This window comes from Ancylothrix sp. D3o (assembly GCF_025370775.1).
Taxonomy (GTDB): domain Bacteria; phylum Cyanobacteriota; class Cyanobacteriia; order Cyanobacteriales; family Oscillatoriaceae; genus Ancylothrix.
The window spans coordinates 41849-56603 of record NZ_JAMXEX010000013.1 but is presented as its reverse complement, the minus strand read 5'-3'; the positions used below and the strand labels follow the sequence as shown (position 1 = coordinate 56603).

The following is a 14755-nucleotide window of genomic DNA, read 5'->3' as shown; positions in this document are numbered from 1 at the left end:
CAACAATGGCGAAAGTGTGCATTTTATCTATAGACTATGCCGATTTTGATAAAGAATTCGCTGTTTCGCTGCGAATCAAAGGAGTAAGCCGCCTTAAAACAAACTCTGATGATGATGATGATGATGGCACAACAATAGCTGCAAACGGCAAACTTCGCGCTGCACCAGAACTACGAGAAAACTATAATAAATGGCAAGAAAGATACCGCAGTTTAGAAGGACGCCACCGAGGCATTATAGTAGGCGGAACACGGACTAAAACCATTAGCCAAATTCAAGAAGAATGCAAAGAATCATTTGATGAGTTGGTTATGAGTTTCCGAGAGTGGTTAAATTGTGACCAATTTCGGGAACTTCAGTATGAATTGAGAACTAACTTACAGCCCGATGAAGAAGTGAGGGTCATGGTTTTAACTGATAACGATTTGCTGCGAAAAATGCCTTGGGATACCTGGGATCTTTTGTCGCGCTATAAAAAAGCAGGAGTGACAATTGGGCCACGCCGCTACCAACGTCCTGCCAAAACTGTCACCACAGAAAAACTCAAAATTTTAGCAATTTTGGGCAACCGTAAAAATATTGATATAAACCACGATCTGGAAATTTTAAACCAATTACCGGGTGCTGAAGTGAAATTTTGCCCGGAACCCAAACGCAAAGAATTTGAAAAACTGTGGCATGAAAAATGGGATATTTTATTTTTTGCCGGTCACAGTTGGAGCAAAAAAGCCGGAGAAACTGGCTACCTTTATATCAACCAAGAAGAACGCATAGAAATTAGCGAAATAGAAGAATCCTTAAAAGAAGCAGCAGAAAAAGGTTTAAAACTAGCAATATTTAACTCTTGTGATGGTTTGGGATTAGCAAAAAAACTCGAACAAATGAACATCCCCCAGGTGATAGTTTGGCGAGAACCCGTTCCAGATATGGTAGCCCAGAAATTTTTAAAAAAGTTTTTACAAGAATTTTCACAAGGAAATTCCTTAGACCGCGCCATGACAAAAGCTAAAGCAAAATTGCGAGAAGCGTCCAACTTAGAAAAAAACTATCCTGGGGCAAGTTGGTTGCCATTTATTTCGGCAAATCCCCTAGCAGAACCCTTGCAGTGGCCGGTGATTTCTTCTCCTCCCGAAACTCCCCCCGAAACAAACAGCGAATCTAGCTTAATTCCGCCCCCACCAAAACAAAATAAAACCTTATTTTTCACGATGGGAGGAATAGTGATAGGTGCTATTTTGCTGTTTTTTGCCTACCAAACTTTGCTCAACAAACCCACCCCACAAACCAAACCAAAACCCCAAAAAGTAGGGTGGGTTATGCCAACAATAACCCCAAACTATCCTCAGCGTTGAGCAACTTCAGGCATTCTTCCTAACAGGCCGGTCATTAAACGTAGGGCTAAAACTTTCACCGGCCCCACCTTTCTCAACACCCACAAACCCAACTGACGAAGCAAAACCAACGGCATAAACTTATTAGAAAACATCCGATCCAACAAATCAGTAAACCCTAAAATCACCAAATTTTCAAACTTTCGCCAACCCTCATATTTTTTTAACACCTTCAACGCCCCAATATCCTCACCCTTTTGATGCGCTTTTCTCAAAACCTCAGCCAACGCCGCCGCATCTCTAATACCCATATTTAAACCCTGACCCCCCACAGGATGACAACAATGCGCCGCATCTCCAATTAACGCCAACCTCGGCAAAACATAACATTCAGACTGCATTAATTGCACATTAAAAATACGTCGTTCTCCCTCCAATTCAATATTCCCCATTTGCTCACCATAACGCTGTTTTAGCTCAGCCAAAAACCCCTCATCGCTAAGTTCCATCATCGCCTTTGCTTCCGCATGAGGTGCAGTCCAAACAATATTACAACGATTATTTGGTAAAGGCAAAATTGCAAAGGGCCCACTCGGCCAAAACCGCTCATAAGCAACATTTTTATGCGCTTTTTCCGGTTTAATTCTCGTCGTAATACAAGATTGCCAATACTTCCAACCGTTAGTACGAATACCCGCCGCCTCGCGGATGGGAGAACGCGCACCATCAGCAGCCACAACAAGACGAGTTTTAATGCGTTTAGATTGGGAATTTTCTAACAGTTCAATTTCCGCAAAATCGCCATAATAAGAAACACCGGCCACCTGTGCCGGACAAAACCAACTAACATTAGAACAAGTGTTTATAAACTCCTGCAAAACCGGCAAAATCGCCGAATGTTCACCGGCATAGCCAACTTCTTCTCGCTTTAAATCACCAGGATAAAAAAGCGCCCCAACTTTGCCGGTATCCGATAAATTAATTTCCGAAAAGCCGGCAATTTTCTCCCTAATTTTCTCCCAAATTCCTATGCCTTTAAAAATCTCTCCCGACAGTAAAGTAATAGCATAAACCTGTTGTTTTGAGGCTGCTGCTTCTTGAGATTGCGCTTCAATCAAAGCAACTTTTAGGCCAGAATTGTTCAAGCAGGCGGCCAGAGTGGCACCGGCAATCCCCCCACCCACAATAGCGATATCATAATCAAAGGCCGGTGTTTGGTTTTGCGCGTTCATTACCATATTTAAGCAGTTTTGTCAAGTTAAGGGTTATTTACATTTCTTAATTAATATTGTGCCGCAAGTTGGGATGTGGGGGTAGGGGGATGAAATGGCCGGTGACATCAAAATTCTGCCTAAAACCGCTTTTCTTAGTCGGGGAAGGCGGGTTTCGTGTGTGTAGGTGGGAGTTCACTCGTTTTTCTGGTTCTTATTGCCATGCTTATTCAGCCATTTTTTTTGCTAAGATAAAACAGTGATTGAGGTGAGATATGAAAGTAAAAAATATTGACCTCCCAATGGATAAAATAGCAGATTTTTGTCAACGGTGGAAAGTCATAGAATTTTCCTTATTTGGGTCAGTTTTGCGGGATGATTTTCGGCCTGATAGCGATATAGACATCTTGGTGAAATGGGCCCCTGATGCCGGTACTACTTTCAGCGATTTAGATGAAATGGAAGAAGAATTAAAATCCCTATTTGGGCGTGATGTAGACTTAGTGAGCAAGAGAGCAATTGAAAACAGCTTAAATTATTTACGACGCAAAGCAATTTTAAATTCTGCGGAGCTCATTTATGTTAGAGCGTGATTTACATTCACTTGTGGATATTTTAATGTCTGCAAAACAAGCTTTAATGTATGTGTCCGGAAAAACGAAAACAGAGTTTTTTGAAAACCGATTAGTGCAAGATGCAGTAATTCGCAGAATAGAAATTGTCGGGGAAGCTGGACGACGAATTTCTGAACAAACGCGGCTGTCACTTAGTCAAATTCCCTGGACTCAAATCATTGGAATGCGTAACTTTATCGTCCACGAATATGATAAAGTTGATTTAGAAGTAGTGTGGCAAGTCGTGCAAAATAATTTACCCGCCTTAATTGCGGAAATTGAAAAAGTGGTGCCGGCGGAAGATGAAGAATAATCCATATTTTTTCACCGGCACACCCACACAGCCTCAATCATTACCTAAACGAAAAAACTAACCCACCGGCGCAAACACCAAATCATCAGCCATATCAAAATTAGCCGTCACATTCTGCACATCATCCAAATCATCCAAAGCATCCATCAAACGCAACAACAAACGCGACTGATCCGCCTCATTAACCTCAACATAATTATTAGAAATCCAGCGAAACTCAGCCCCCTTAACCTTAAAACCGGCAGCCTTCAAAACCTGACTACATCCTTCCAAATTCGTCACATCCGTAAACACCTCAGCATCAAGAGGATCATCCTCCTCATTGCCCTCAATTAACTCATAAGAATCAGCCCCAGCCTCCAAACAAACCTCCAATAACTTATCCTCATCCACCGGCCCACAAACCGTCACCACACCCTTTTGAGTAAACATCCAACTCACACAACCAGTCTCCCCCAAATTCCCACCATTCTTACTAAAAGCCACCCGTAAATCAGCCGCAGTGCGATTACGATTATCCGTCAAAGCCTCAACAATAACCGCCACACCCCCAGCACCATAACCCTCATAACGAATCGCCTCCAAACTATTACCATCCGCACCAAACTTACCCGCACCCTTAGCAATAGCCCGCTCAATATTCTCATTAGGAATTCCCGCAGCCTTCGCCTTTTCAATAGCCGTTCGCAACTGAAAATTACCCGCCGGATCTGGAATACCCGAACGCGCCGCAACAATAATTTCCCGCGAAATCTTCGTAAAAACCTTACCCTTCACCGCATCAACTCTCGCCTTTTGACGCTTAATATTTGCCCACTTACTATGACCGGCCATAAAACATCCAAAAAACAACTAAACGAAACAACATTTCGCTCCAAACCAGAGCAACTACTTAAATTAGCACGTCTCCCCCCAAACCTTCAACACAAACCTGTCCCCTTACCCCCATCCCAAAAATCTCCCCTCCCCAGCGCATCTGTGCTCCCTCTTCCGAAACATCAACCGAAATATACCTAAAGATAGTTACCTCCCACCTTGCCAAAATATATCCTAATAAATAGGAAATAAACCAGACTCTATTCGCCCGTAATCATAAAAATAAACACACCCAAGGAGCCAAAAAAACGTGAAACTTGGCGCATATTATACTGGCAACGAAACCTGTGAATTTACAGTTTGGGCGCCCTTATTAAAAGAAGTAGCCCTCAAAATAATCACCCCCGAAGAACGTCTAATCCCCATGAAAAAAGAAGACGAAATCGAGGGATTTTGGAAAGCAACAGTCCAAGGAATAAAACCAGGCACACAATATTATTATCAACTAGAAGCAAACAAAAACCTCCCTGATCCCGCCTCCTATTATCAACCCGAAGGCGTACATGGCCCCTCCCAAATCATCGATCCCAACAGCTATGAATGGAAAGAGCAAAACTGGGCCGGTGTCCCCATTCAAGAAATGATCATCTATGAGCTGCACATAGGAACATTCACAAAAGAAGGAACCTTTGAAGCAGCAATCCCGCATCTAAAAAACCTAAAAGAGCTTGGAATAAACGCCATAGAAATCATGCCAGTAGCCCAATTTCCTGGGAACAGAAATTGGGGCTACGACGGCGTATTTCCCTACGCAGTTCAAAACACTTATGGCGGGCCAGACGGCCTCAAAAAATTCGTAGATGCCTGCCATCAACACGGCATATCAGTTATTTTAGACGTCGTATATAACCACCTTGGGCCCGAAGGAAACTATCTGCCAGAATACGGCCCCTACTTTACAAACAAATACCGGCCAATTTGGGGAGAAGCCCTCAACTTTGACGACCATTATAGCGATGGAGTCCGCGAATATTTCCTAGAAAACGCCTTATATTGGCTCAGAGACTTTCACATCGACGGACTGCGACTAGATGCCATCCAAGCCATCTTTGAAGTAGGCGCTAGACCATTCCTTCAAGAACTCTCAGATCACGTTGCCATCTTAGGAGAAGAACTAGGAAGAAAACTGTACTTAATAGCAGAAAGCGACCTAAACGACGTCAAAATTTTGCGCCCCAAAGAACTCGGAGGTTTCGGCTTAGATGCCCAATGGTGCGATGACTTTCACCACGCATTACACGCCCTATTAACCGGCGAAAACGACCGCTACTATCAAGACTATGGCAAATGCGAACACCTCGAAAAATCCTTTCGAGAAAGCTTCGTATTCACCGGCCAATATGCCCCCCACCGGCACAGAAAACACGGCAACGCCTCCAAAGATCAACCGGCCCAACAATTCGTCGTATTTGCCCAAACCCACGACCAAATAGGCAACCGAATAAACGGCGATAGACTATCAACAACAATCAACTTTGAAGCCTTAAAACTCGCAGCCGGTGCCGTCTTCATTTCCCCCTTTCTTCCCTTTATATTCATGGGAGAAGAATACGGAGAACCCGCCCCCTTCTACTACTTCATCAGTCACAGCGACGCCCAACTAATCGAAATGGTACGCCAAGACAAAAAAGAAGAATTCAAACACTTTGAAGGGCGAGGAGAATACCAAGACCCCCAAGGTGAAGAAACCTTCAACAAGTGCAAACTTAACTGGCAACTAAAACAACAAGGAAAACACAAAACCCTCTGGGAATGGCATCAAAAACTCATCGAAATGCGGCGTACCATACCCGCCATCAAAAAACTCGATAAAAACAGTTTAGATGTTTGGAGTCTCGAAGAAGAAAAAATCATCTTCCTGCGCCGGTGGGCAGACAATAACCAAATCTTTGCCATAATGAACTTCAACCAAAACGAAAGCCATTTTACCGCCCAAATTCCCACCGGCAAATGGCAAAAAATCCTCGATTCCAGCGAGGAAAAATGGCTAGGTAGCGGTAGTCGTTTACCCGAAACAATAGAAAGCGGAAAACAACTCACCATCAAACCTCAAAGTTTTGCAGTGTACCAACTCAGCTAATCTTAGAAAGAATTATTTAACCGCAGATAAACGCAGATAAACGCGGATAAATAGGATAGGTTAAGAACTTATCCAAAACCCCTTTATCTATGCCAAAACCGATAAGCCATCTGCGTTAATCTGCGTACGCACGAAGTGCCGGCTACGCCTAACATCTGCGGTTCAAAAATCCATCACACCTAAAAAAACCATGAGAATTCCAACATCAACCTATCGCATTCAATTCCACAAAGGCTTCAACTTTAACGAAGCCAAAAAAATCATTTCCTACCTTGAAGAACTCGGAATCACAGACCTTTACGCCTCCCCAATATTCAAAGCAACAGCCGGTAGCACACACGGCTATGATGTTGTAGATCCCAATCAAATAAACCCCGAACTCGGAACCCAAGAAGACTTTGAAGAACTCGTCAGCCAACTGCAAAGTAAAAACATGGGATGGTTACAAGACATCGTGCCAAACCACATGGCTTATAACCCCGACAACCTCCTTTTAATGGACATCCTCGAACACGGTTCCGACTCCGATTATTTTGACTACTTTGATATTACCTGGAACGCACCCTATGGCGAAATCAAAGAAGGATTACTCGCCCCATTATTAGGAAACTTTTATAGCGCAGCCCTCGAAAACGGCGAACTCCAACTGCAATACGACGAAACCGGCCTCAGTGTCAATTACTTCGGTCAACGCTTCCCCATTCGCAGCGAATCTTACACCAAACTTCTCACCCAAAACCTCGGCAAACTCGGCAAAAGTATTGGCAGAAAACACCCAGACTTTGTGAAACTTTTAGGCATTCTGTACATGATTAAAAACATCCCCACAGAATCCAAAGGCCGAGAACGATATGATCAAGTAACCTTCGTGAAATCCTTACTCTGGGATCTCTATCAAAATCAACCAGAAATTCAAAACTTCATCGATGAAAATATTAAACTCTTCAACGGAGAACCAGGAAACCCCGAAAGCTTTAACCTCCTTGATGACTTACTAAGCGATCAATTCTACCGGCTATCATTTTGGAAAGTCGGCGCAGAAGAAATCAACTATCGCCGGTTTTTCACCGTTAACGAACTCATATCAGTACGAGTAGAAAACCCCAAAGTATTCTACAGAAGTCACGCCTTAATTTCCCAACTTGTTGCACACGGAAAATTCACCGGCCTACGAATAGACCACATCGACGGACTATATAACCCCCTACAATATTTGCAACGCCTCCGCGAAAAAAACGGCGACGTCTACACCACCGTTGAAAAAATCCTCGAACCCAACGAAAACCTCCCCTCAGAATGGCCGGTGCAAGGCACAAGCGGCTACGACTATCTCAACATCGTCAACGGCATCTTTTGCCAACAACAAAACGAAGAAAAATTAAGCGAAATTTACAGCCGTTTCACCCGACAATACACCCCCTACGAACAACTTTACCTCGACAAAAAAGGACTAATCCTCGACAAAAACCTGGCCGGTGACGCCGACAACCTTGCAAAAATTCTCAAAGGCATAGCAGAACAATCCCGCTACGGGCGAGACTTCACAGTTTACGGCTTAAAACGCGCCTTAGTCGAAGTTTTAAAAATCTTCCCCGTTTACCGAACCTACATCGACGAAAACGGCATCAAAGACGAAGATCGCAGCTACATCATCGAAACAATCGAAAAAGCCAAAGAACTAATTCCCCAACTCATCAACGAACTAAACTTCATCGAAAAACTACTTCTTCTCGAATACGAAGAAAACCTAACCCAAGAACAAAAAGACCAACGACTATACTTTGCAATGAGGATACAACAACTCACCGGCCCCCTCATGGCAAAAGGCATCGAAGACACCCTTTTATACGTCTATAACCGCTTACTTTCCCTCAACGAAGTAGGTGGTGCCCCCAACCACTTTGGGCTCAGCCTCGAAGAATATCACAACTTTAACATCGACCGCTGCAAAAACTGGCCCCACGCCCAAAACGCCACCGCCACCCACGACACAAAACGAGGCGAAGACGTCCGTGCCCGCATCAACATCCTCTCAGAAATTCCCGAAGAATGGGAAGAACAAATCAAAACCTGGAGTCAAATAAACCGCCAAAACAAAACCAAACTCAAACGACGAATTGTCCCCGAAACCAACGACGAATACTTCTTTTATCAAACCCTTGTCGGTACATTTCCCTTCGACGGCAAAGTAGACGAAGACTACATAGAACGCATGAAAAACTACGTCATCAAAGCCGTCAAAGAAGCGAAAGTACACACCGCCTGGTTACGACCAGACAGCGAATACGAAGATGGCTACATGAAATTTGTAGACACCGCCTTAACCTCCGAAGAATTCATCCAACAATTCCTACCCTTCCAAAAGAAAATCGCCGAATATGGCATTTATAACTCCCTCGCCCAAACCTTATTAAAAGCCACCTCCCCCGGAGTTCCAGACTTTTATCAAGGAACCGAACTATGGGATCTCTCCCACGTTGATCCCGACAACCGTCGGCCCGTCAACTTCCAACAACGCATCGAATATCTAGCAGAAATCAAACAAAAAACCCAAAGCAATAACCTGCAACTGCTAGAAGAACTCCTAGCAGAAAAAGGCAACGCCAAAATCAAAATGTATCTCGTTCACAAACTCCTAGAAACCCGCAAACAAAACCCCGAACTTTTCCTCAACGGAGACTACAAACCCCTCGAAATCACCGGCACCCACAAAGACCACATTATCGCCTACGCCCGACTGCATGAAAACAAAACAGCAATCATCATCGCCCCCCGCTTTTTAACCTCCCTCATCCAACCCACAGAAAACCCCCTCGGAGACATTTGGAAAGACACCCAAATTCAACTTCCCGATGGAATGCCGGCCAGCTTCCAAAACACCCTCACCGGCCAACAAATTCAAGCCAACGGAAACCTCTTAATTAGCCAAACCTTACAACACTTCCCCGTCGCCTTACTACTGAATTAAAACCGTAGGTTGGGTTGAGTGAGCGAAACCCAACGCGGGAATGTTGGGTTTCGCTCACTCAACCCAACCTACGGCTTGTGCCCCCACGCCCCCCCAAAAACCCCTCCGCCCAGAGGGGTAAATTTTTTTTCTCAAAAATAAGAGAGTTTGATAGTATCTTGTTAAGGTTTATAACAAATCGTTAAACTTGTTTAAATTTAAAAAGTAGCCATTGACACCGGCCTGCTCGGTAACAACCGCTACAAGAACTCACCCCCTCACTGGTAAAGTGAACGGCAGAACAAACTCCACCCGTTCCCAGACCAAACCGTATAGCATATTAGGTAAAATATGTCAATGACCATCGCTCCGGATCAAATCAACCGCATCGTATGGAACCAACACCACGACCCCTTCGAGGTACTTGGCCCCCATCTTCTTGAGCAGAATGGCAAAAGCAGCCGGTGGGCCGTGAGAGCCTACCTACCCAACGCCCAAGCCGCCTGGGTCTTACTGCCCCAAGAGCGAAAAGAATACCCGATGCAGTCCGTACAAGATCCCCACTTCTTTGAGTGCATCATCGAAACCCCCGAACTCGCCAACTACCAACTACGCATCAAAGAAGGAGAACACGAGCGCGTCATATACGACCCCTACGCCTTCCGCGATGCCAAACTCACAGAATTTGACTACCACCTCTTCACCGAAGGCAACCACCACCGCATCTACGAAAAACTCGGAGCCCACCTCACCGAAGTCAACGGCGTAAAAGGAGTTTACTTCGCCGTATGGGCACCCAACGCCCGCAACGTCTCACTCCTCGGCGACTTCAACCACTGGGACGGACGCAAACACCAAATGGCAAAACGCTACAACGCCATCTGGGAACTCTTCATCCCCGACATTGGAGCCGGTGAACACTACAAATACGAAATCAAAAACTGGGACGGCCACATCTACGAAAAAAGCGACCCCTACGGCTTCCAGCAAGAAGTCCGGCCCAAAACCGCCAGCATCGTCACCCAACTCGACACCTACACCTGGAACGACGACAACTGGATGGAAACCAGGCGGCACACAGACCCCCTCAAACAACCCATCGCCGTCTACGAATGCCATCTAGGCTCCTGGCTGCACGCAAGCTCCGCCGAACCCTCAAAACTAGGCCCAGACGGCAAAGAAGAACCCGTCGTCATCACCTCCGAACTCCGCCCCGGCGCCCGCTTTCTCACCTACCGAGAACTCGCAGCCAAACTCATCCCCTACGTCAAAGAACTCGGCTTTACCCACATCGAAATGCTGCCGGTAGCCGAACACCCCTTCGACGGTTCCTGGGGCTACCAAGTCACCGGCTTCTACGCTCCCACCTCCCGCTTCGGCACCCCCGAAGACTTCATGTACTTCGTCGATCAATGCCACCTCAACGGCATCGGCGTCATCGTAGACTGGGTACCCGGCCACTTCCCCAAAGACGGACACGGCCTCGCCTTCTTTGACGGCACCCACCTCTACGAACACGCAGACCCCCGCATTGGCGAACACAAAGGCTGGGGAACCCTCGTCTTCAACTACGGACGCAACGAAGTCCGCAACTTCCTCGTAGCCAACGCCCTATTCTGGTTCGACAAATACCACATCGACGGCTTCCGCGTTGATGCCGTCGCCGCCATCATTTACCGCAATTATTGCCGGCCCGACGGCGAATGGATCGCCAACGACTACGGCGGCTGCGAATACATCGAAGGCGCCGACTTCCTCCGCCAAGTTAACCACCTCCTCTTTAGCTACTTCCCCGGCATCCTCTGCATCGCCGAAGAATCAACTTCCTGGCCAATGGTTTCCTGGCCCACCTACGTCGGTGGTCTTGGTTTCAACCTCAAATGGAACATGGGCTGGATGCACGATATGCTCGACTACTTCCACCTCGACCCCTGGTTCCGCCAGTTCCACCAAACCAACATCACCTTTAGTATGTGGTACAACCACAGCGAAAACTTCATGCTGGCCCTCTCCCACGATGAAGTCGTACACGGCAAAAGCCCCCTCATTGGCAAAATGCCTGGTGATGAATGGCAAAAATTCGCCAACGTCCGCGCTTTGCTGAGCTATATGTACGCTCACCCAGGCAAGAAAACCCTCTTTATGAGTATGGAGTTTGGCCAATGGAGCGAGTGGAATGTTTGGTCAGACCTTGAATGGCACCTCTTGCAACACCCGGCTCACCAGTCGCTCAAACTGTTTATGAGCGAACTCAACGGCCTCTATCGCTCAGAACCGGCCCTCTATACCCAAGACTTTGACCAACCTGGTTTTGAGTGGATCGATTGTAGCGATAACCGGCACAGTGTTGTCTCTTTCATCCGCCGCGCTAAAGGCTCTGATGAATACATCGTTACTGTCTGCAATTTCACTCCCCAACCCCACAGCCACTATCGCGTCGGTGTGCCGGATCACGGTTTTTATATCGAACTATTTAACACCGATTCTGGTAAATATGGCGGTAGCAATATGGGCAACTATGGCGGTAAGTGGTCTGATGAATGGTGGAGTCACAACCGGCCCTATTCGCTTGATGTCTGTCTCCCTCCCCTTGGTGTCTTGATGTTTAAGCTTGACCGCCAAAAAACTGCTGGTGCACTCAAAAGTGCCCTACCTCAAGAGTAGAGATTTTTCTTGACTCCCCGGACGCAGAGTTAGGCTATTAGAGTCACAGAGGGGTCTTTCCTCTCTGTATGCCTCTGTGTCCTCCCCTTCAAAACAATACCCCCCATCACAGGTAAGATTAAGGATCGTCTACACCTGCAATGGGGTCATGTTCATGTCCAATAGCACCACAGCCTCTCTGCGCGAACAGCAGCATCCGATGATCCGCGATTTAGCCAACCGCATTGAGGCTGTTTGGCAGCGTTATCTCGACCTTTCCCCTTATCCCCTCCCAGAAGATTTGGGTTATGTTGAGGGCCGGCTGGAAGGCGAAAAATTAACCATTGAAAATCGCTGTTATCAAACTCCTCAATTTCGTAAACTTCATTTGGAACTCGCACGGGTTGGTACAACTTTAGATATTCTCCACTGTGTTATGTTTCCCCGTTCTAATTATGCTTTGCCGATGTTTGGTACCGATTTGGTAGGCGGACGCGGCCAAATTAGTGCGGCAATTGTTGATTTATCTCCTGTTAGTTTCGATGGTTCTTTACCCACCGGCTATGTTAATTCTTTAAACTCTCTTCCTGCTGTTGATTTTTCTCAAGTTCGTGAGTTACCAGCTTGGGGGGATATTTTTTCTTCTTTTTGTCTGTTTATTCGCCCCGCTAATTCTGATGAAGAAAGTCATTTTGTTAACCGGGTTGAATCTTTTTTAGGAGTTCATTGTCAGCAAGCTATTTCTCTTTCTCCTGTGTCTGGCGAACAACATCAAGAGGTTATTGCCGGTCAACTTAACTATTGCACAAAACAACAAAAAAATGATAAAACTCGCCGCGTTCTCGAAAAAGCTTTTGGGGTTGAGTGGGCAAATTATTACATGACCAACGTTTTATTTGATATTCCAGAATAACAATTAAACGCAGGGGATACACCGGCACTATTTGTCATACCTGACAACAAATAGCCTTAAATATCCTCTTTAAATTCTACCCTCCCATCGCCTCACCCCTTTTCTCAAAACCGGCGAAAGTGTCCCTTCCTATCTTTTTTACCAAAAAACCTTAAATATCAGGTTTATTTGCTAACTTTTTTCAAGGTTTCTGATATAATAAATGGCAGAAAAGTTTATCGATCCCCCGCACAGTAAAAATTGATATTTCACCGTTGACTCGCCATCCCCAAAGAATTCTCAACAAAAATCGAAAATCTAAAATACTATGGCTCAAGAATCCCCCATCAAAGATAAACCTTTGATAAAGCCTACCGGCTTGTGGCTAATTGGTGCTGTTACTATAGCTTCAATTATTGCCGCGATTGTGGGTTTTTCTCAACTTTCTGCTACTAAAGCATCTAAAACGGAACAAACACCGGCCACCGTTCCAACAGCACCCCTAGCAGTAACAGCGTTAGGCCGGCTAGAACCATTAGGCGAAGTAATTAAACTTTCTGCGCCTTCTTCGCTGGAAGGCACAAGAATTAAAGAGTTATTGGTGCAACAAGGCGCTACTGTTAAAATTGGTGATATTATTGCAATTCTCGATAGCCGCACCCAGCGAGCCGCTTCTGTTGAACAAGCAGAAAAACAAGTGAAAGTTGCACAGGCAAAATTGTCACAAGTTCAAGCCGGTGCAAAATTAGGTGAAATAGATGCTCAAAAAGCTACTATCGCTCGTTTAGAAGCGCAATTAATTGGCGAAATAGAAAGTCAAAATGCAACAATTGCCCGGTTAAAAGCTCAATTGCAAGGCGAAAAAGATACTCTCCAAGCAACAATTGCTCGTCTGGAAGCCGAAGTTAAAGGCAATACCCAATCTCAAGCAGCCAGAATTAGCCGGTTAGAAGCACAGCTAAAAGGAGAAATAGCAGCGCAAGAAGCAACTATTAACCGCATTCAATCGCAAGTTAATAATGCTGAATCTGAATATAATCGCAACTTGCAACTTTACCGCGATGGGGTGATTTCAATTTCGCTTTTGGATAGTAAGCGTTTAACTTTAGAAACAACTCAACAACAACTGAAAGAAGAACAAGCGAACCTTAATAAAATTATTGCTATCAGTAAAGAGCAATTAATTGAAGAAAAAGCAACACTGCAAAAGCTGGAAAGCACCGGCAATGAACAAATTAACGAAACAACGGCTACTCGTCGCCAAACCGTAGAAACTTTGGAACAGCAAATCAAAGAAGCGGAAGCAAATTTGAGTAAAACAGAATCAACTTTGCAAAGGCAAATAGATGAAGCTAAAGCAACGTTAGCTCGCATTGCCGAAATCAGGCCGGTGGATATAGAAAGCGCTCAAGCCGAGGTTAATAGTGCGGCGGCGACTGTTGAAAAAGCCCAAGCAGATTTAGACCAATCTTATATTAAATCTCCCATTAACGGACAAGTTTTAAAAATTCACAGTCGGCCCGGAGAAGTTATCGGCAATGATGGCATTGCGGAAATTGGAAACACAAATCAAATGTTTGTTGTTGCAGAGATTTATGAAAGCGATATCAGTAAAGTGAAACTCGGTCAACGAGCCACTATTTCCAGCGGAGCAATCAAACAAGAATTGCAAGGAACTGTTGAGGAAGTTGGCTTAAAAATTGGCAAAAAAGATGTCTTAGATACTGACCCCGCTGCTGATGTTGATGCTAGGGTAGTAGAAGTTAAAATTCGCTTAGACGCCGAATCAAGTCAAAAAGTGGCCGGTTTAACTAATATGCAAGTCGAAGTCAAAATTACAATTTAAAA

The 14755-nt window shown here is 45.2% G+C and carries 10 protein-coding genes; 8 read left to right on the top strand and 2 right to left on the bottom strand.

What is annotated here, in order from left to right; genetic code table 11:
• Nucleotides 1–5 precede the first annotated feature (5 nt).
• A complete protein-coding gene (locus NG798_RS19520; RefSeq protein ID WP_261225377.1) occupies nucleotides 6–1352 on the top strand; it encodes a CHAT domain-containing protein in 1347 nt (448 codons plus the stop codon).
• Here the strand turns inward: NG798_RS19520 and NG798_RS19515 are convergent.
• Nucleotides 1343–2563 carry an FAD-dependent hydroxylase gene (locus tag NG798_RS19515; RefSeq protein ID WP_261225376.1) on the bottom strand — a complete coding sequence of 407 codons (1221 nt, stop codon included), beginning with the start codon at nucleotides 2561–2563 and terminating at the stop codon, nucleotides 1343–1345. The genes NG798_RS19520 and NG798_RS19515 overlap by 10 nt on opposite strands.
• A gap of 254 nt (nucleotides 2564–2817) precedes the next feature.
• Between NG798_RS19515 and NG798_RS19510 the strand changes: the two genes are divergently transcribed.
• Together NG798_RS19510 and NG798_RS19505 are read left to right on the top strand one after the other, a co-directional pair.
• Nucleotides 2818–3135 carry a nucleotidyltransferase family protein gene (locus tag NG798_RS19510; RefSeq protein WP_261225375.1) on the top strand — a complete coding sequence of 106 codons (318 nt, stop codon included), beginning with the start codon at nucleotides 2818–2820 and terminating at the stop codon, nucleotides 3133–3135.
• Nucleotides 3122–3469 carry a DUF86 domain-containing protein gene (locus tag NG798_RS19505; RefSeq protein WP_261225374.1) on the top strand — a complete coding sequence of 116 codons (348 nt, stop codon included), beginning with the start codon at nucleotides 3122–3124 and terminating at the stop codon, nucleotides 3467–3469. The genes NG798_RS19510 and NG798_RS19505 overlap by 14 nt, the downstream gene beginning before the upstream one ends.
• A 57-nt stretch (nucleotides 3470–3526) precedes the next feature.
• Here NG798_RS19505 and NG798_RS19500 read toward each other — a convergent pair whose 3' ends face one another.
• Nucleotides 3527–4303, bottom strand: coding sequence for a YebC/PmpR family DNA-binding transcriptional regulator (locus NG798_RS19500; protein WP_261225373.1), 777 nt, complete (start codon nucleotides 4301–4303; stop codon nucleotides 3527–3529).
• 292 nt (nucleotides 4304–4595) lie between these two features.
• Here NG798_RS19500 and treZ point away from each other — a divergent pair, with 292 nt between their 5' ends.
• The 5 genes from treZ (at nucleotide 4596) to NG798_RS19475 (ending at nucleotide 14753) form a co-directional block, all read left to right on the top strand.
• Complete coding sequence (gene treZ / locus NG798_RS19495) at nucleotides 4596–6425, top strand: malto-oligosyltrehalose trehalohydrolase (protein ID WP_261225372.1); 1830 nt, start codon at nucleotides 4596–4598, stop codon at nucleotides 6423–6425.
• A gap of 190 nt (nucleotides 6426–6615) precedes the next feature.
• The gene (treY, locus tag NG798_RS19490) at nucleotides 6616–9393 is read left to right on the top strand and encodes a malto-oligosyltrehalose synthase (RefSeq protein ID WP_261225371.1); all 2778 of its coding nucleotides are present in this window, start codon (nucleotides 6616–6618) and stop codon (nucleotides 9391–9393) included.
• Between the two features lie 336 nt (nucleotides 9394–9729).
• Nucleotides 9730–12036 carry a 1,4-alpha-glucan branching enzyme gene (gene glgB, locus NG798_RS19485; RefSeq protein WP_375338984.1) on the top strand — a complete coding sequence of 769 codons (2307 nt, stop codon included), beginning with the start codon at nucleotides 9730–9732 and terminating at the stop codon, nucleotides 12034–12036.
• Nucleotides 12037–12190: 154 nt separating this feature from the next.
• Nucleotides 12191–12928, top strand: coding sequence for a phycocyanobilin:ferredoxin oxidoreductase (locus tag NG798_RS19480; protein ID WP_261225369.1), 738 nt, complete (start codon nucleotides 12191–12193; stop codon nucleotides 12926–12928).
• Between the two features lie 307 nt (nucleotides 12929–13235).
• Nucleotides 13236–14753 (top strand): HlyD family efflux transporter periplasmic adaptor subunit, encoded by a 1518-nt coding sequence (locus NG798_RS19475; RefSeq protein ID WP_261225368.1) that lies wholly within the window; start codon nucleotides 13236–13238, stop codon nucleotides 14751–14753.
• The last annotated feature ends 2 nt before the right edge of the window (nucleotides 14754–14755 follow it).